The sequence below is a fragment of the Pseudomonas sp. Ors-4-3C genome (assembly GCF_055755035.1).
Genome location: NZ_CM146900.1, coordinates 4,561,604 through 4,580,445, shown reverse-complemented (window position 1 = coordinate 4,580,445; position 18,842 = coordinate 4,561,604). Strand labels below are relative to the sequence as shown.

Below are 18,842 nucleotides of genomic sequence, written 5' to 3'. Positions count from 1 at the left end.
TCAGATCGCTGAGCCGAGTTGGAAAATCGGCAGGTACATGGCCACGACCAGCCCGCCGACGATGACCCCGAGCACCACCATGATGAACGGCTCCATCAGGCTGGTGAGGTTGTCGACCATGTTATCCACTTCGTCCTCATAAAAACTGGCGACCTTGTCGAGCATGTCATCCAGTGCGCCCGACTCCTCACCGATGGCGGTCATCTGCACCGCCATGTTGGGGAAGACCCCGGTGCTGCGCATGGAAAAATTCAGCTGCATGCCAGTGGCGACGTCCTGGCGGATGCGCAGCACGGCACGTTTGAACACCACGTTGCCAGTAGCGCCGGCCACCGAATCCAGTGCCTCCACCAGCGGTACCCCAGCGGCGAAGGTGGTCGACAGGGTGCGGGCGAATCGCGCCACCGCCGATTTGTACATCAGCGTGCCCACCAGCGGCAGCTTCAGCAGCCAGGTGTCTTTGCGGTCGCGCAAGGCCTGGGATTTCTTCAGCGCGTGACGAATGCCGAACACCGCCGCAATCAGGGCGCCGAGCACTATCCACCACCATTGCTGCATGAACTCCGAAATGCTGATCACCATCAGGGTAAAGGCCGGCAGTTCAGCACCGAAACCGGAGAATACCGCCTGGAATTGCGGCACCACTTTCACCAGCAAAATCCCCGTGACCACCATCGCCACCAGTACCACGGCGGCGGGATAGGTCATGGCTTTCTTGATCTTGGCCTTGAGCGCTTCGCTTTTTTCCTTATAGGTCGCGACCCGTTCCAGCAACGTATCGAGGGCGCCGGATTGCTCGCCGGCATCCACCAGGTTGCAATACAACTCATCGAAATACTGCGGCTTCTTGCGCAGGGCCGCAGCAAAGCTGTTGCCGGCGGCCACCTCTTGCTTAACCTCGTCCACCAGTTTGCGCATCGCCGGGTTGTCGAAGCCTTCGCCAATGATGTCGAACGACTGCAACAGCGGTACGCCGGCCTTCATCATGGTTGCCATCTGCCGCGTGAACAGGGCGATGTCCTGGGCCTTGATGCGTTTGCCGAGGCTGAGCAAGGAGGTGGATTTCTTGCGCACCTTGCCTGGATTGATCCCTTGTTTGCGCAGCTGGGCCTTGATCAGCGCGGGGTTCTGCCCGCTCAACTCGCCCGTGACCTTGCTGCCTTTGCGATCCGTGCCTTCCCAGGCGTAGATGCTGATTTTCGCTGCCTTGACCGCCATGTTCAGTCCTTGGTGACCCGGTTGATTTCTTCCAGGCTGGTGATGCCTTGCATGGCCTTGTGCAGGCCCGAGGTGCGCAGGTCGTCGAAGCCGTCGCGACGCATCTGGCTGTCGATTTCCAGCGAATTGCCTTCGGCCATGATCAGCCGTTGCAGGTCAGGGGTGTTTTTCACCACTTCGTAAATCCCCACGCGTCCTTTGTAGCCGCCGTTGCAGAGGTCGCAACCGACCGGCTCATAGATCGTGAAACTGCCGATCTGTTCCGGCGGGAAACCTTCCTTGATCAGCGTTTCGCGGGGGATCTCGATGGGTTTCTTGCAGTGGCTGCACAGCTTGCGCGCCAGACGCTGGGCGATGATCAGGCTCACCGAGGTGGCGATGTTGAACCCGGGAATGCCCATGTTGTGCAGGCGGGTCAGGGTTTCGGCGGCGCTGTTGGTGTGCAGCGTGGACAGGACCAGGTGGCCGGTCTGCGCGGCCTTGATCGCGATTTCGGCGGTTTCCAGATCGCGGATTTCCCCGACCATGATCACGTCCGGGTCCTGCCGCAGAAACGATCGCAGGGCCTGGGCAAAATCCAGCCCTTGTTTGGGATTGACGTTGACCTGGTTGATGCCTTCCATGTTGATTTCCACCGGGTCTTCGGCGGTCGAAATGTTGATGTCGACGGTGTTGAGGATATTCAGGCCGGTGTACAGCGATACGGTTTTCCCCGACCCGGTAGGCCCGGTCACCAGAATCATGCCCTGCGGTTGCTTCAGCGCTGCCATGTACAGGTCTTTCTGCGCCGGTTCGTAGCCCAGCGCATCGATGCCGATCTGCGCACTGGACGGATCGAGAATCCGGATCACCACTTTTTCGCCCCACAGCGTCGGCAGGGTGTTGACCCGGAAGTCGATGGACTTGGTCTTCGACAGGCGCATCTTGATCCGCCCGTCCTGGGGTTTGCGGCGCTCCGAGATATCCAGGCTGGCCATGACTTTCAGGCGTGCGGCGATTCGCCCGGCCAACTGGATCGGCGGTTTGGCCACCTCGCGCAGGATGCCGTCGGTACGCACCCGCACCCGGAAGTTTTTTTCGTAGGGTTCGAAGTGCAGGTCCGACGAGCCACTTTTGATCGCGTCGAGCAGCATCTTGTGCACGAAACGCACGACCGGCGCGTCATCGGCATCGAGTCCGCCGATGGCGTCCTGGCGGCTGTCGTCGACGGACTCGACATCCACGCCGTCGAGATCAACGTCGGCCATTTCTTCGAGGCCGCTGGCGTGGGTGTCGAAGAATTTCTCGATGGCCTCGGTGAGCTTGTCGTCCTCCACCAGAATGGCTTCGGTGCTCAGCCCGGTGCTGAACTGAATGTCATTGATCGCCTGATGATTGCTCGGGTCGGAAATGCCCACGAACAGTTTGTTGCCACGCCGCCACAAGGGCAGGGCGTGATGTTGGCGCACCAGTTTTTCACTGACCAGGCCTTTGGGCTGGGTTTCCTTGTCCAGGCAATTGAGGTCCATGAAGGCCATGCCGAAATGCTCGGAAGCGATCTCGGCGACCTGTGAGCTCTTCACCAGTTTGTTTTGCACCAGGTAACTGACCAGCGACAGCCGATTGCGCTGCGCCTGTTGCCAGGCCTGCTGGGCGCTTTTTTCCGTAAGCAGTTCGGCCTGTACCAATTGCTTGGCCAGACCGCTCAGAGCGATGTCATTCATGGGGATTCCGGATGCTGACAGTTCATGACTTATAGCCTAGTCAAGTGACAGCGCCAAACACGCCCGGTACAGGTGACAAAAAGTGTCAGATAGTGCGGTTACGGGTTGTAGGAAAGCGCGACACGGCCCCTTTATGCCGAGCGCACGGGGTCTGCAAGCGGTTGGCACGGCCTATGCTGAGCCCTTTGCAGATCATGAGATTCCGACTCATGCATGGAGAGCCTGTCTATGAACAACCAAAAAGGTTTCACTCTGATCGAGCTGCTGATCGTGGTGGCGATCATCGGCATTCTGGCGACCATCGCCCTGCCGCAATACTCCAAGTATCAGGCGCGTTCGAAGGTGACGGCAGGTCTGGCCGAAATCAGCGCGCTGAAGGTGCCGTTCGAGGACACCATTAATCAAGGTACCGATCCAACCCTGTTACTCGTGGCCGGTAGTGCCACAGCGACCACCTCCAACTGCACACTGGCGGCTTCGGGAACAGCTACGACAGGTGCCGGCACCATTACCTGCACACTGGTGAACGCCCCGGGCCCGGTGCTGGGTAAAACCATCACCCTTACCCGCACGGGGGCTGCAACCGGCAACACCTCCGGCGTCTGGAGCTGTGCATCGACCGTCAACCCGGACTACGCGCCTAAAGGTTGTGCGGGTACCGGTGCCTGATCAAGTCAGCAAGCGTCCTGAGATGCCCCGCGATGCGGGGCATTTTTTTTGCCTTTTTGCGCTGGAAAAAGCTTCAATAATTTCAGCGTGTTAGGAACTTTCCAAAAAGCCGCAACTTGCATGTCGATAATGCATGCGTCATGCAAATTGCATGATTCCGAAAATTTGGCTAATTCATAACTAACTGATTTATAACGATTTATTGTCTTTCGAAAAGTTGGCACAGCCTTCGCAATATACCCAGTAACCCTGCTGACAAGACAACCAGCAGACTTTCCAGAAAAACAGGAGTTACTCGTATGAAGAAGTTCGCTATCACTGCCGCTGCTGCTACCGCGCTGACCCTGACCATGGCTTCCGGTGCTTTCGCACAAACCACCCAGGCTACTCAGGCTCCAATGACTCTGGCTGCTGGTGAAATGACCAAGGCTAAAGAAGCTACTTCCGATACCTGGATCACTACCAAAGTCAAAAGCGACCTGGTAACCGAAAAAGGCATTCCAGGTACCGATATCAAAGTTGAAACCAACAAAGGCGTTGTATCCCTGTCCTCCACTGTTGCAGTGACCGAGGCTCAGAAAACCACCGCCGTGGCTATCGCCAAGAAAATCAAAGGCGTCAAAGCGGTCTCCGCTGACGGCCTGAAAGCCGAGTAAGGCATGACTTCTCGCCTGGACCGGGAGAAGGCGCGACAGACGGGCCGAGCAATACGTCTGCCGCAACTTTAGAGTTCATGCGAACGGTCACACGGACGTGACCATTACGGGCCCCGGCACTTGTGTCGGGGCCTGTTCTATTTCAGGTCAGCAAAAGCTAAATGTGGGAGCGGGCTTGCTCGCGAATGCGGTGTGTCAGCAGGCATATTCATCAGCTGACACACCGCATTCGCGAGCAAGCCCGCTCCCACAGGGATATAGGTTGTGGTTCAGTTACCGCGCTTACTGTTGATCTGCCGCAGGCGATTGCCTTCAAAGCGCAGGTACTGGTACATGCCGTTGCTCGGGCCGTAGGTCCATTCCTCGACCTGAAACTCTTCGCGGCGATTGGCGCTGCGCTTGTAACCGAGGACATCGCGGCTGACCGGTTCACCACACTTCTGCAGCACTTCGCTGGTGCGGTCGCCGAGACTGACCAGTTGGCTGCCGCAGCGCAGCGTGTCGGAGGCCAGGGCCGGGCTGGCGGCGAGCATCAGCATCAGCGCAAGCAGCCACTTGTGGTTCATCATTCGGCGTCCAGGTGCATTTGCGTCACCACTCGGCCATCGCTTTCGGCTTCGCCAAGGTTGGCGTCGATGAAGTACACCCGGTCATCCGCCAGTTGGCCCTTGTCGACCAGGTAGTCCTTGATGCTGCTGGCGCGTTCCTGACCCAACTGCCGCAGCAGCACATCGCTTGAACTCCAGAACTTGATTACGCCGTCACGCATTTTCGCCGTGCGTTCTTCCTTGCCCAGATCCTTCCATTCGGCCGGTGGCTGGGTTTTCAGTCGGGTGCGGTAGATGCCTTCGAGCAGCGGGCCTTTTTCGCTGTCCGGCACCTGCAGCAGGGAAGCCTGAGCCGGGACCTTGTCGCCTCGGCGCTGGAGCATCTTGTAGTAGTTGTACTGGTATTCGCGCTCCAGACGCTGTTCGGCGATCAACGGACCGTCGCTGCTCTGCGCGGCGGTGCCTTCGATTTCCAGGCGCAGGGCCGGACGTTCCTTGAGGGCTTGGGACAGTTTGTCCAGCGCCGACTGGGCGTCCTTGCTCAGGTCGCTGGACCCCGGGGCAAAGGACACGGTGCCGAGGTCTTCGGAACCGCCGCCGTTGATCAGCCCGCCAATCAGCTTGAACGGTGCCGCGGCAGCTTTGACGATGAGATTACGCAGGGTCTGCCAGACAATTGGCATCACGCTGAACTGTGGGTTATTCAAATCGCCAGTCACCGGCAGCTCGATGGAAATCTTGCCATCGACGTCCTTGAGCAGGGCAATCGCCAGCTTCAGTGGCAGGCTCACGGCATCCGGGCTGTCGACTTTCTCGCCGAGTTGCAACTGCTCGACCACCACTTTGTTTTCAGCCTTCAACTGGCCCTTGGTGATCAGGTAGTGCAGGTCGAGGTTGAGCCGGCCCTTGCGGATGCGGTAACCGGCGAACTTGCCGGAGTACGGCGTCAGTGTCGTCAGTTCGACACGTTTGAAGCTGGTGGCGATGTCGAGGCTGGCCATCGGATCGAACGGGTTGACCGCACCTTTGATGGTCACCGGTGCATAGCGATCGACCTTGCCCTTGACGTCGACGCTGGCCGGTTTCGCCTGACGGCTGTCGATGGTACCGATCTGGCCGTTGAGCTGTTGCACCGCCGTAGCGAAATTCGGCGTCAGGCTGAAGTCGGCGAAGTTGGCCGAGCCGTCGTTGATCGCAATCGCGCCGATGTGAATGCCCAGCGGCTTGTCCTTGCTGGCCGGCTTCGCCGCGGCGGTTTTCGCACCGCTGTCGGCGGGCTGCGGGATCAGCAGGTCGTCGATGTTGGTGGTGCGGTCATCGTTGATCATGAACCGCACATACGGCTGGAACAGGTTGACCTTGTCGATCGACAGGCTGTCACCGTGTTGATAGTTGATGCCTTCAACCACCACTTGCTGCCACTTGAGGAAGTCGCGGGTTTTCAGGGTGTCGAGGGTGTGCAGTTGATCGATCTGCGCCCGCCCGGTCACGCCGAGTGCCAGGGGGGCGGTGCTCTTGAGGTTGACCTTGAGGTCACTGCCGAGCATGCCGCTGCGCAGCTCCAGGCGAATGAACGGATTGATGTAGGACTGTGCGACGCGCAGGTCGATATCCTGGGTTTTCACGTTGAGCTGAGCGGTGACCGAGGCCAGGTTGACTACACCATCGGCGTTGATCTTGCCCTGTTTGCCCAGACCGCTGTCGAGTCTGACCTTGAAAGGCGAGCCGTTGAGGCTGTCGAAATCCTGCAGGTCGATGTTCAGCGGGGTGATGTCCAGCGCCACCGGCGGGTTGGCCGAACGGTCGGCGAGATGCACGGTGTAGTTGCGTAGCTGTACGTCTTTGAGCAGCACTTGCCAAGGCTTGCTCGGCGCGGCCGGCGCTTTCGGCGAATCGGCGGCGGCCGGAGTGGACTTGGGTTCGGCGGCGGCCTTGGCGGCCGGTTTCGATGGCTGGCTGGCGAACAGTTTCTGCCAGTCGAGCTGGCCGTCGGCTTCGAGCGCGGCCCAGGTTTCCAGTTTGTTGCTGCGGATCTTGCCGACCACCACTTGCTGTTTGGCCAGGTCGACCGAGGTCTCGCTGACATCCAGGCGTTCGAGATTCGCCAGCGGGCGGCCGTCCGGCGCCTTGATCGCGAACGGCGCAATGCTCACCGCGACGTTGTTCAACAGCAGTTCGGTTTCTTTCGACAGATTCAGTTTGTATTCGGTGCTGAGGTTGATCACGCCGTCTTCGAGCACCAAGGGCAGCGCATCGCGCACGTAGGGCCAGAAGGATTTCATCTTGCCGTCGGTGACTTTCAAAGTGCCTTCGGAGGTGAACGGGATCAGGCTGAAGTTGCCTTTCCAGTCGATCTGCCCACCGGCCGGGCCGGCAGCCACCAGGGTCATGTCGGCATTGTCTTCGGGCAGGGTGCTGAGGTTTTTCAGTTCGAAGTCGAGTTTGTCGTAGAGGAACTCGATCGGCTCGCTCGGCCGGGCGTCCTGGAAATGCACGTTGCCCCCGGCCAGTTGAATGCGGTCGATGCGCAGCGGGAACGGCTTGGCATTCGGGTCGGCCGGGGTCGGCTCGCTGGCGGGAATTTTGAACAGGCCCAGCAGATTGAGCTGGCCGTCCTTGGCGAAGAGGACTTCGGTCTTGGGCTTGTCCAGCTCGATATCGGCCAGATGCAGCGCCTTGGTCCACAGGCTGTCGAATTGCAGGTTGGCGTACAGCCGCTCGAAACCGACCTGTTCCTTGCCCGGCTCACCGATGACCAGCCCCCACAGGGTGACTTCAAGGCTGAACGGATTGAGTTCGATGCGCTGGATATGCGCCGGCACCGTGGCGTAGTTGGCCAACTGCTGGTTGGCGATGCGCAGGGCGATGCCCGGCAAAATCAGAAACCCCAGCAGGCTGTAGAGGGCCAGAGCAGTCAACAAGGCGCCAATCGCGCGAATCAATCCTTTGGGCATGTGCGGCTTCATCTGTCTGAATCGGAGTGCCTTGGAGTATGGCACGCGATTCTGGTTCCGAAGTACAACGTGGGCTGCAGGATTGTTCAGATTGTTCTGTAGGACCAAGACACTGTGGGAGCGAGCTTGCTCGCGAAAGCGGTGGATCAGTCGAGAAATATGCTGACTGACACGCCGCCTTCGCGAGCAAGCTCGCTCCCACATTGGATGGTTGCCAGTCCCGCAGGGGGGGTTACAGCTGCAGGATCAGGGTTTTCAGCGGTGGCTGTTGATCCCGCGACGGGAAGTCGGCGCCCGGGGTCATCACGCTCCATTCGCGCACCGGGCGCCCGGCCTTCTCGGCGCAGCGCAGGACCTGTTCACGCCAGTCATCCATGCTGACTTTTGCCAGGTTGTTGCAGCAGATCAGTACGCCGTTGTCGGCGGTGCTCAGCAGTGCCGGTTTGAGCAGGCTCTGATAGTCGCGCAGCAGGTCGACGGTGCCGAACGCGCTCTTGGCCCAGGCCGGTGGATCAAGCAGCACCAGATCGTATTGACGCTGGTCGAGGCGCTGATAGCTCGGCAGTTTTTGCCCGCGCCGCTGGCTGATCGGCAGCCCGGCAAGTTGGCGGATCGCCGGAAAGTAATCGGACTGGATAAATTGCATCTCGGGCAACTGTGGATTGAGCAGACCGTTTTCGCGGCCGACTGCCAGATTGCCTTCGGCGAAGTCGAGGTTGCACACCTCGCGCGCGCCACCGGCAGCTGCACTGAGGCCGACGCCGCAGGTGTAGGCGAACAGGTTGAGCACGCTTTTGCCTTTGGCGTGATCCTTGACCCAGCCGCGGGTGTTGCGCAGGTCGAGGAACAGCAGCGGGTCCTGCCCGGCATGGCGCCCACGCACGCGATAGTTCAGGCCCCATTCGTGCCCGACCAGATCCGCCAGGGCGGCCTCGTCGGCGCGGTAGACGCTGTCTTCGCGATCGATCCGCGAGTTGCCGCGGGAGCGGTCGTTGTAGACCAGCAGCGTTTCAAAGCCCAGGGTCTGGTTGACCATGGCGTGCAGTTGCAGCAGGTCGTCACGCTCCAGCGTCTGGTGAAAACTTTGCACCAGCAATTGCGGGCCGTAGCGGTCGACGGTCAGGCCTCCGGCGCCTTCCTGGCTGCCGTGGAACAGGCGATAGCAATCGGTGCCCTGGCGGTGCAGCTCAGCGAGCAGATCCAGGCGTTGATCGAGGGCGGCGCGCAGCGCCTGATTCAAGGAAGACATGCGTGCGCCTTGCTGGTGAGAATTGGGGCGCGGGAGTTTAGCAGTTACCGAAGCCCTGAGACATTGCGCAGATCTGTGGCGAGGGAGCTTGCTCCCGCTCGAGTGCGAAGCGCTCGCAACATTCCGAGGGTCGCTGCGCAACCCAGCGGGAGCAAGCTCCCTCGCCACAGGTTCTGTGTATAGATCAGGTGAGCAGTCCCATTCGGCGTTTGGCCCGCTGCACCGAACCATTGCGCATCGCCCAGCGCAGCATCGGCGCACTGCGCTTGACGCTGGCGCGGATCAGCTGGCGTTGCAGCGGGTTCTGCCGTATGCCGAACAGGTCACTGGCCCAGTCCGGCAGCAGATCGATGCCGGCCTTCATCATCAGGTCGCCAAACGGCCGGGCCAGAACGCTCGGGGCTGGCGCGTCGAGCAACAGGCGCAGGACTTCGCGGCTGCGCTCATCACAGAGCAATTGCGGGCGCATGCGTTGCAGATAGTCGGCCACGGCTTGCCGCGATTTCGGCACATCCCGCGCACCCAGGCGCTCGGCGACCACGGCGATTTCCGCGTAGTAGCGATCCTGATTCGCCCCCGACAATTGCGGATTGCGGTAACGCAAATGCGCCGCAAGAAAATGGCTGACCTCGGCCACATGCACCCAGGTCAACAGGTCCGGATCGCTGGCCGCATACGGCCGGCCATCCGGCGCAGTGCCGACCACTTGCAGGTGTATGGTGCGCACCTTGTCGATCAGCCATTCGGCATCCCGGCGCGAGCCGAACGTGGTGCCGGAGACAAACTGACTGGTGCGGCGCAGGCGTCCGAGCATGTCCTGACGAAAGTTCGAATGATCCCAGACCCCGGCCAGCGCCAGCGGATGCAGGGCTTGCAGCAACAACGCGCTGATGCCGCCGATCAGCATGCTGCTGAAATCTCCGTGGACTTGCCAACTGACCGAGTCCGGCCCGAACAGCCCGGGATCGCCCTTGGGATTTTCCAGATCGAGCTGACCGAGGGACAGACCGGTCAGGCTCATGAGTTGGTTTTCGATACGGCTGCGGATGAATTCCATGACAACTCATTGGTGGTGGAGGGCGCGGACGGTTGGCCCGCGCCGGAGATGTTACTGATTCAGGCGCTTGTCGATCAGGCCCTGGACCACGCTCGGATCGGCCAGGGTCGACGTGTCGCCGAGGCTGTCGAGTTCGTTGCAGGCGATCTTGCGCAGGATCCGCCGCATGATCTTGCCTGAGCGGGTTTTCGGCAAGGCCGGCGCCCACTGGATCAGGTCCGGTTTGGCGAAGCTGCCGATTTCCTTGCTGACGTGGGCCAGCAGTTCTTTCTTCAGCTCATCGCTCGGCTCGAAGCCGTTCATGGGCGTGACGAAGGCGTAGATGCCCTGGCCTTTGACGTCGTGCGGGTAACCGACCACGGCGGCCTCGGCGATGCTGTCGTGCAGCACCAGCGCGCTTTCCACTTCGGCGGTGCCGATGCGGTGGCCGGAGACGTTGATCACGTCATCGATGCGCCCGGTGATCCAGTAATCGCCGTCTTCGTCGCGGCGTGCGCCATCACCAGTGAAGTAGTAGCCGGGGTAGGGCTTGAAGTAGGTGTCGACCATGCGTTGCGGATCGCCGTAGACGCTGCGGATCTGCGCCGGCCAGCTGGACTTGATCGCCAGCACGCCACTGCCGGCGCCTTTGATTTCCTTGCCGTGCTCGTCGAGCAGCACCGGTTGCACGCCGAACATTGGCTGCGTGGCGCAACCCGGCTTGATGCGTTGCGCACTGACCAGCGGGCTGAGCATGATCCCGCCGGTTTCGGTCTGCCACCAGGTATCGACAATCGGGCAGCGCTGCTCGCCGACCACGTTGAAATACCATTCCCACGCTTCCGGGTTGATTGGCTCACCGACGCTGCCGAGCAATCTGAGGCTTTGGCGCGACGTTTCCTGCAACGGCCCGGCACCTTCGCGCATCAACGCGCGCAGGGCGGTCGGCGCGGTGTAGAAAATGTTGACGTGGTGTTTGTCGATCACCTGCCAGAAGCGCGAAGTGCTCGGATAACTTGGCACGCCTTCGAAGATCAGCGTGGTTGCGCCGTTGGCCAGCGGGCCGTAGACGATGTAACTGTGGCCGGTCACCCAGCCGACGTCGGCGGTGCACCAGAACACTTCGCCTTCGCGGTAATCGAGCACGTACTTGAAGGTCATCGCCGCTTGCAGCAGGTAGCCGCCGGTGGTGTGCAGCACGCCCTTGGGTTTGCCGGTGCTGCCGGAGGTGTAGAGGATGAACAGCGGATCTTCGGCGTCCATCGGTTCTGGCGGGCAATCGTCGCTGACGTCACGCACGGCCTGGTGATACCAGAGATCACGGCCCTCGACCCAATCGACTTTGCCTTGGGTGCGCTCGACTACGACGACGGTGCTGACGTCCGGGCAGCTTTGCAGGGCCTTGTCGACGTTGTGCTTGAGCGGCACGAACTTGCCGCCGCGTACGCCTTCATCGGCGGTGATCACGGTGCGGCAGTCGGCGTCGAGGATACGGTCACGCAATGAGTCCGGGGAGAAGCCGCCGAACACCACCGAATGAATCGCGCCGATCCGCGCGCAAGCGAGCATGGCGTAGGCCGCCTCGGGGATCATCGGCATGTAGATGCACACCCGATCGCCTTTTTTCACCCCACGGCTTTTCAGCACATTGGCCAGGCGGCAGACGTGATGGTGGAGTTTTTTGTAGGTGATCTGCGCCGATTCGGCCGGGTCGTCGCCTTCCCAGAGAATCGCGGTCTGCTCGCCGCGCTGGGCGAGGTGGCGGTCGATGCAGTTGTAGCTGACGTTCAGTTGGCCGCCGGCAAACCAGGATGCTTCACCGGTTTTCAGGTCGTAACGCTGAACGGTTTGCCACGGTGTGCTCCAGTCGAGGAAGCGGGTGGCCTGTTCGGCCCAGAAGGCGCTGGGGTGTTCAATGGATTCGCGGTACAGACGCTTATAGTCGTCCTGACTCAACTGCGCAGCCCGGCGGACGGCATCGGCTTTGGGGAACGTGCTGATATCGAACATGACGGTTCCTTATTCTTGTTGTGCGACAGGAATAAAGATGCGCCGAGCGGCCCGGAGGTTCAAGTCATCGCTAAAACAACTGTGGGAGCGAGCCTGCTCGCGAATGTGGTGTATCAGTCACAAAGATGCTGAATGACACACCGCATTCGCGAGCAGGCTCGCTCCCACATTGGAAATGGGTTGCCCACAGGATTTGTGGGCAACCCATTCACATCACCCGCGGTGACGACCGCGGAAGTAGTTGATCAGGCCCTGGGTAGAAGCATCGTCAGCGGTGGTTTCATCGCTGCCGACCAGACGGTTGTAAACGCCTTTGCCCAGTTCCTTGCCCAGTTCCACGCCCCACTGGTCGAAGGCGTTGATGCCCCAGACCACGCTCTGCACGAACACTTTGTGTTCATACATGGCGACCAGCGCACCCAGACGACGCGGGCTGATGCGCTCGACCACGATGGTGTTGCTCGGACGGTTGCCCGGGATCACCTTGTGCGGTGCGAGTTTGTGCACCTGTTCTTCGCTCATGCCTTTGTCGCGCAGCTCAGCCTCGGCTTCCGGCAGGGTCTTGCCGAGCATCAGCGCCTGGCTTTGCGACAGGCAGTTGGCGTACAGCCACTGATGGTGATCGGAGACCGGGTTGAAGCTGACGATCGGCACGATGAAATCGGCCGGGATCAGTTGGGTGCCCTGATGCAGCAACTGGTGATAGGCGTGCTGACCGTTGCAGCCGACGCCGCCCCAGATCACCGGACCGGTATCGGTCGACACCGAGGTGCCGTCCTGACGCACGCTCTTGCCGTTGGATTCCATGTCCAGCTGTTGCAAGTGCTTGGTGATGTTACGCAGGTAGTGGTCGTACGGCAGGATTGCGTGGCTTTGCGCGCCCCAGAAGTTGCCGTACCACACGCCGAGCAGGGCCAGCAGCACTGGCATGTTCTGCTCGAACGGTGCGCTCTGGAAATGCTGGTCCATGGTGTAGGCACCGGACAGCAGTTCCTTGAAGTTGGACATGCCGATGGCCAGGGCAATCGGCAGACCGATGGCCGACCACAGCGAGTAACGACCGCCGACCCAGTCCCACATCGGGAAGATGTTTTCTTCACGGATACCGAACGCGACTGCCGCAGCGTTGTTGCTCGACACCGCGATGAAGTGGCGATACAGCTCGGCTTCCGAACCACCCTGAGCCAGATACCAGGCGCGGGCGGCCTGGGCGTTCTTCAGGGTTTCGAGGGTGTTGAAGGATTTCGACGAAACGATGAACAGCGTGGTTTCGGCGCGCAGCTTTTGCGTCAGTTCGTGGAACTCACTGCCGTCGATGTTCGCCAGGTAGTGGCAACGCACGCCCTTCTGCGCGTAGGACAGCAGCGCTTCGGAGACCAGCTCCGGGCCGAGGAACGAACCACCGATGCCGATGTTGACCACGTCAGTGATCGGCTTCTCGGTGTAACCACGCCACAGGCCGTCGTGGATGCGGCCGACCAGATCCGTGATCTGGTTCAGCACCTTGTGCACTTCCGGCATCACGTTGACGCCGTTGACCGACAGCTTGTCGCCCACTGGGCGGCGCAGGGCGGTGTGCAGCGCCGGGCGGCCTTCGGAGGCGTTGACGATTTCGCCGTCGAACAGCGCTTTGATCGCGCCTTTCAGATCGACTTCATTGGCCAGACCCACCAGCAGATTGCGGGTCTCGGCGTTGATCAGGTTCTTCGAATAATCGAGAAACAGTCCGCAGCTGCTGAGCGTGAATTGATTGAAGCGCTGCGGATCGGCGTTGAAGGCTTCGCGCATGCTGAAATCCTGCATGGCTTGGCGGTGATCTTTCAACGCTTGCCAGGCAGGCAGAGCGGTAACGTCATGAGGAGTGCGGTAGTACGCCATCGCTGCGGTTTTCCTTTTTACTTGAACGGCCTTTTGAACACAGAACAGACCGATACGCCATGTTTGGGCGAGGGTCAAATGCGTCGACACGATTTTTCAACGCAGGGCGAATACAGTAAACCTCACGCTGCGATCTGTCTTGACTTCTTCTGACCTGTTCCCTGTACTTTTTTAACATCAATACCGGGAACAAGCCGACCAACGGAAGGGGAGTGGCGCGTCGAAGCGGCTCAGGCCACCTGAACCGGAATGGCGTTGCTGGTGTGGCTGAGCTCATTGCCCGGCGCCATGTACAGCATGCGCGGCTTGAAATTCAGCAGTTCCGCTTCGCTGTAATGGGCGTAGGCGCAAATGATCACGCGGTCGCCGACCTTGGCTTTATGCGCGGCTGCGCCATTGACCGAAATCATCCGCGAACCCTCTTCGCCACGAATCGCGTAGGTGGTGAAGCGCTCGCCATTGTCGACGTTATAGATCTGGATCTGCTCGTACTCACGGATGCCGGACAAGTCCAGCCACTCGCCATCAATGGCGCAGGAACCTTCGTAATCGAGTACCGCATGAGTGACTTCGGCGCGGTGCAGCTTGGCCTTGAGCATGATGGCGTGCATGAGGGTTTTCCCGGGTTGGAAGCAAACGGCGGGCAGTGTGCCCGAAGGCTTTGGGGGCGGCAATATGGTCTGTGTGGACACCAGAAACCAATGTGGGAGCGGGTTTGCTCGCGAAGGCGGTGTGTCAGTCAACCTATCTGCTGAATGACACACCGCATTCGCGAGCAAGCCCGCTCCTACAGGGGGTATTGCGCTGTTTTTTAAGTCGGGGTATCGAGGTTCAGGTGCAGGTTGTCGATCAACCGCGTGGTGCCGAGGAACGCGGCCACCAGAATCACCAGATCGCGGTCCTCTGCCGTAGCCGGACGCAAGGTCAGGGCGTGGCGGATTTCCAGGTAATCCGGACGCAGGCCTGCGGCTTCCAGCTGTTGCACCTGCGTAGCGATCAGCGCCGGGTAGTCACGCTCACCGTGCTTGATCGACTCGGCAATCGCGCTCAGGGTGCGATAGACCACCGGGGCCACGGCACGTTGATCTTCGCTGAGGAAACCGTTGCGCGACGACAGCGCCAGGCCGTCGGCCGCACGCACGGTCGGTTCACCGATGATCTGGATCGGCATGTTCAGGTCATGCACCAGCGCGCGGATCACCGCCAGCTGCTGGAAGTCCTTCTGGCCGAAGATCGCCAGATCCGGCTGAACCATGTTGAACAGCTTGCTGACCACCGTCGCCACGCCCTCGAAGTGCCCCGGACGGCTGGCGCCGCACAGGCCTTCGGACAGTTGCGGCACGCTGACCCGGGTCTGCCCGGCCATGCCGTCGGGGTACATCTCTTCGACGGTCGGGGCGAACAGCAAGTGGCAGCCGGCTTGCAGCAGCTTTTCCTGATCAGCCGCCAGGGTGCGCGGGTACTTGTCGAGATCTTCGCCGGCGCCGAATTGCAGCGGGTTGACGAAAATGCTCGCAACCACGAAGTCCACGCGCTGGGTGGCTTTGGTGATCAGCGCGACATGGCCGCTGTGCAGGTTGCCCATGGTCGGCACGAAGCCGATGCGCTTGCCTTCACTGCGGGCGCGGGCCACGGCGGCGCGCAGTTCGCGTACGGTTTTAACGGTGTTCATGCAGAGAATCCGTGTTCGATGCCAGGGAACGTGACGGCTTTGACTTCATTAACATAAGCCTTCAATGCTGACTGGATGCTGTCTTGGCCGTTCATGAAGTTCTTCACGAATTTCGGCACGCGACCGGTGATCGACAGGCCGAGCATGTCGTGCAGCACCAGTACCTGGCCGTCGGTATCGCTACCGGCGCCGATGCCGATGACCGGAATCTTCACGGCCTGGCTGATTTCCGCAGCCAGTTCGCTCGGCACGCATTCGAGCAGCAGCATGGCTGCGCCAGCCTGCTCCAGCGAGATCGCGTCGGCACGCATCTGCCGCGCCTGGTTCTCGTTGCGGCCCTGCACTTTATAGCCGCCAAGAATGTTCACGGCCTGTGGGGTCAGGCCCATGTGCGCGCAGACCGGCACACCGCGTTCGGCCAGCAGGCGGATCGACTCCGCCAGCCACAGCGCACCTTCGACCTTGATCATGTGCGCGCCGGCCTGCATCAGCATGGCGCTGTTGGTCAGGGTTTGCTCAATAGTGGCGTTGGCCATGAACGGCAGGTCGGCCAGGATCAGGGCGTCGGTGTTGCCGCGTTTGACGCAGGCGGTGTGGTAGGCCATTTCTGCGACGGTCACCGGCAGGGTGCTGTCGTGACCTTGCAGAACCATGCCGAGGGAGTCGCCCACCAGCAGCACTTCGACACCGGCCTCGTTGCAGGCGTGGGCGAAGGTCGCGTCATAGCAGGTCAGCATGGTGATCTTTTCACCTTTCTGCTTGAGGCTCTGGAGCGTGGTCAGGGTGATGGCTGGCATGTAAAAAATCCTCGTTCAGGCGCTCTGGAAACTACTGCGAGTAACGCGCGTGATTCTTCATCTACTCAGGCGCACGGTCTTTTGTCGTGCTTATAAGGCCTGGATTGCGCCCGTATGTGCCGGGTTGGCGGCAGCGGGACGCCTATAGTCGTGAGGAGCCAAGCGGAAGTCAATTGCGTGTGTTACCGCATTGTTACGAGGGGAGTGTTACCGGCGTTACTGATGCGATTCAGCGGTGCGGCAGGGCTGATTGACGGGGTTTTTGTCCGACAAAAAATCAGATTTGGAATACTCAATGTGGGAGCGGGCTTGCTCGCGAAAGCGCTGTGTCAGTTGACTGATTGAGTGACTGACTCGACGCTTTCGCGAGCAAGCCCGCTCCCACAGGGGGGACTATTTTCAGGCGTGGGAGAGGCGTTCAAGGCCGACGAACGGGCAGGCGGCGAGCAGATCGGCGAGGGTGCGGCCATCGGCCAGGCGCAGATCTGCGGGGGCCAGTTCGGCCAGGGGATACAGAACGAACGCACGTTCCTGAATCTGATAGTGCGGGACTTTCAGCCGTGGCTGGTCGATCAGGCGATCGCCGAACAACAGGATATCCAGATCCAGCGTGCGCGGCCCCCAGCGTTCCAGTCGCTCGCGGCCCTGATCGTTCTCGATGGCTTGCAGCGCATCGAGCAGGTCCAGCGGCGCGAGGTCACTGTCGAGGGCTGCGACCGCGTTGGTGTAACGCGGTTGCCCTGGCAGCAGTGAGTCGCTCTGATAGAACGCCGAGACGCCAGCGAGGGCGGTCTGCGGCAATTGGCCCAGCGCGTTGAGCGCGCTGCGCAATTGTTCGGCCGGGTCAGCGAGGTTGCTGCCCAGGCCGATATAGATGCGTTCCATGCCTTATTCGCCCGATGCGCTCGGAGCCCCGGCGCGCTTGCGCTTGGAACCGCTGCTGCGACGACGTTTGCGCGGCGCGCCGCTGGCGTCATCACCTTTGCCGCTGAGGTCGCGGATCATGTCGCGACGTTCGCTGTCGTTGGCGTCCTGATAATCCGTCCACCATTCGCCGAGACCGTCAGTCTGCTCGCCAGCGCTTTCACGCAGCAGCAGGAAGTCGTAACCGGCGCGGAAGCGTGGATTGTCCAGCAGCAGGTCGGCGCGTTTGCCGCTGCGCCGTGGCAGGCGTTCCTGCATGTCCCAGATCTCGCGGATCGGCATGGTGAAACGCTTTGGAATGGCGATGCGCTGGCACTGTTCGGCGATCAGCTCGTGCGCACCCTCCTGCATCGCTGGAATCGGCGGCATGCCACGTTCCTGCAGACGCAACACGCGGGCCGGCAGGGCAGGCCACAGCAGGGCGGCAAACAGGAACGCCGGGGTCACTGGTTTGTTCTGCTTGATGCGCAGGTCGGTGTTGGTCAGCGCTTCGCTGATCAGCGTGTGGGTGTATTCCGGGTTGTGCTCGAGTGCGTCGGCACTGGCCGGGAACAGCGGGGCGAACAGTTGCAGATCGACCAGCATCTCGAAAGTGATCGCGCCATGGCCGGAGAGGAACAGCTTGAGCACTTCCTCGAACAGACGGGCCGACGGGATCTCGCGCAGCATCGGCGCCAGTTCGCGGATCGGCTGCACGGTGTGCTTCTCGATGCCGAAATTCAGCTTGGCGGCGAAACGTACGGCTCGCAGCATGCGCACCGGGTCTTCCTGATAACGCTGCTTCGGATCGCCGATCAGTCGGATCAGGTGATTGCGGATGTCGTGTACGCCGTTGGCGTAATCGAGAATGCGCTCGCTGACCGGATCGTAATACAGGGCGTTGATGGTGAAGTCGCGGCGTTGCGCGTCTTCTTCCAGGGTGCCGTAGACGTTGTCGCGCAGAATCCGCCCGCTCTCGTTGCGCGAAGACTGGTTGCTGTCTTCGTCATCTTCATTGACCGGGTGATTGGCGCGGAAGGTCGCGACTTCGATGATTTCGCGACCGAAATGGATATGCACCAGTTTGAAGCGGCGACCGATGATCCGCGCATTGCGGAATTCGGCACGGACTTGCTCGGGGGTGGCGCTGGTGGCGACGTCGAAGTCCTTGGGCGTGATGCCCAACAGCATGTCACGCACGCAACCACCGACCAGATAGGCCTGGTAGCCGGCGCCCTGCAAGCGTTCGACGATATTGACCGCATAGCGGCTGAATTGCCCTTTTTGCAGCGAGTGTTGGCCGCTATTGAGCACTTCAGGGGTGCTGCGGATGTGTTGCGTACGACGCACGGGTGTTCGGAATGACTGGAACAACTTCTTCAGCATGGGATGCACTGTTTGAAGGAATGTTCGGCCATACCAAAGAATGACCGCATGATGGGCGCAGATTCTAGCATTTAGTCGGGGGATGGTGTAGGACGCAGAAGATTTGCGCTGCAAGCCGCAGGCTACAGGCATCGAGCAGGCTAGAAACGGGGGGATTTGCCGG

General features: G+C 60.7%; 15 protein-coding genes. 2 read left to right on the top strand and 13 right to left on the bottom strand.

Features of this window, described 5'->3' with window-relative positions; translation table 11 throughout:
* Both ACVHNU_RS20625 and pilB read right to left on the bottom strand, forming a co-directional pair.
* Positions 1 to 1,218 carry a type II secretion system F family protein gene (locus tag ACVHNU_RS20625; protein WP_473018211.1) on the bottom strand — a complete coding sequence of 406 codons (1,218 nt, stop codon included), beginning with the start codon at positions 1,216 to 1,218 and terminating at the stop codon, positions 1 to 3.
* A 2-nt stretch (positions 1,219 to 1,220) separates the two neighbouring features.
* Positions 1,221 to 2,921 (bottom strand): type IV-A pilus assembly ATPase PilB, encoded by a 1,701-nt coding sequence (gene pilB, locus ACVHNU_RS20620; protein WP_003228287.1) that lies wholly within the window; start codon positions 2,919 to 2,921, stop codon positions 1,221 to 1,223.
* Positions 2,922 to 3,149: 228 nt separating this feature from the next.
* Between pilB and ACVHNU_RS20615 the strand changes: the two genes are divergently transcribed.
* Together ACVHNU_RS20615 and ACVHNU_RS20610 are read left to right on the top strand one after the other, a co-directional pair.
* A complete protein-coding gene (locus ACVHNU_RS20615) occupies positions 3,150 to 3,590 on the top strand; it encodes a pilin (protein WP_338800026.1) in 441 nt (146 codons plus the stop codon).
* 299 nt (positions 3,591 to 3,889) lie between these two features.
* A complete protein-coding gene (locus tag ACVHNU_RS20610) occupies positions 3,890 to 4,246 on the top strand; it encodes a BON domain-containing protein (protein ID WP_262143301.1) in 357 nt (118 codons plus the stop codon).
* Between the two features lie 269 nt (positions 4,247 to 4,515).
* On the opposite strand, the gene ACVHNU_RS20605 is transcribed toward ACVHNU_RS20610, so the two are convergent.
* The 11 genes from ACVHNU_RS20605 to ACVHNU_RS20555 form a co-directional block, all read right to left on the bottom strand.
* Complete coding sequence (locus ACVHNU_RS20605) at positions 4,516 to 4,812, bottom strand: DUF2845 domain-containing protein (protein WP_473018210.1); 297 nt, start codon at positions 4,810 to 4,812, stop codon at positions 4,516 to 4,518.
* Positions 4,812 to 7,760 carry a DUF748 domain-containing protein gene (locus tag ACVHNU_RS20600; protein WP_473018209.1) on the bottom strand — a complete coding sequence of 983 codons (2,949 nt, stop codon included), beginning with the start codon at positions 7,758 to 7,760 and terminating at the stop codon, positions 4,812 to 4,814. The genes ACVHNU_RS20605 and ACVHNU_RS20600 overlap by 1 nt, the downstream gene beginning before the upstream one ends.
* Before the next feature lie 220 nt (positions 7,761 to 7,980).
* Positions 7,981 to 8,997: a class I SAM-dependent rRNA methyltransferase gene (locus ACVHNU_RS20595; RefSeq protein ID WP_473018208.1), complete on the bottom strand. Its 1,017-nt coding sequence runs from the start codon at positions 8,995 to 8,997 to the stop codon at positions 7,981 to 7,983.
* A gap of 184 nt (positions 8,998 to 9,181) precedes the next feature.
* Positions 9,182 to 10,054 (bottom strand): oxygenase MpaB family protein, encoded by an 873-nt coding sequence (locus ACVHNU_RS20590; RefSeq protein ID WP_226501115.1) that lies wholly within the window; start codon positions 10,052 to 10,054, stop codon positions 9,182 to 9,184.
* A gap of 51 nt (positions 10,055 to 10,105) precedes the next feature.
* The gene (gene acs / locus ACVHNU_RS20585; RefSeq protein WP_473018207.1) at positions 10,106 to 12,043 is read right to left on the bottom strand and encodes an acetate--CoA ligase; all 1,938 of its coding nucleotides are present in this window, start codon (positions 12,041 to 12,043) and stop codon (positions 10,106 to 10,108) included.
* A gap of 213 nt (positions 12,044 to 12,256) precedes the next feature.
* Positions 12,257 to 13,921 carry a glucose-6-phosphate isomerase gene (gene pgi / locus ACVHNU_RS20580; protein WP_003228272.1) on the bottom strand — a complete coding sequence of 555 codons (1,665 nt, stop codon included), beginning with the start codon at positions 13,919 to 13,921 and terminating at the stop codon, positions 12,257 to 12,259.
* Between the two features lie 230 nt (positions 13,922 to 14,151).
* Entirely contained in the window at positions 14,152 to 14,532 is a 381-nt protein-coding gene (gene panD, locus ACVHNU_RS20575) for an aspartate 1-decarboxylase (RefSeq protein ID WP_003228271.1), read from the bottom strand.
* 200 nt (positions 14,533 to 14,732) lie between these two features.
* Positions 14,733 to 15,593 carry a pantoate--beta-alanine ligase gene (gene panC, locus ACVHNU_RS20570; protein ID WP_262141558.1) on the bottom strand — a complete coding sequence of 287 codons (861 nt, stop codon included), beginning with the start codon at positions 15,591 to 15,593 and terminating at the stop codon, positions 14,733 to 14,735.
* On the bottom strand, positions 15,590 to 16,390 hold the full coding sequence (gene panB / locus ACVHNU_RS20565) for a 3-methyl-2-oxobutanoate hydroxymethyltransferase (protein ID WP_473018206.1): 801 nt from the start codon (positions 16,388 to 16,390) through the stop codon (positions 15,590 to 15,592). Before panB ends, panC begins: the two co-directional genes overlap by 4 nt.
* Positions 16,391 to 16,789: 399 nt before the next feature.
* Entirely contained in the window at positions 16,790 to 17,275 is a 486-nt protein-coding gene (gene folK / locus ACVHNU_RS20560) for a 2-amino-4-hydroxy-6-hydroxymethyldihydropteridine diphosphokinase (RefSeq protein WP_226501118.1), read from the bottom strand.
* Between the two features lie 3 nt (positions 17,276 to 17,278).
* Entirely contained in the window at positions 17,279 to 18,679 is a 1,401-nt protein-coding gene (locus tag ACVHNU_RS20555; RefSeq protein WP_047600294.1) for a polynucleotide adenylyltransferase PcnB, read from the bottom strand.
* Positions 18,680 to 18,842 lie beyond the last annotated feature (163 nt).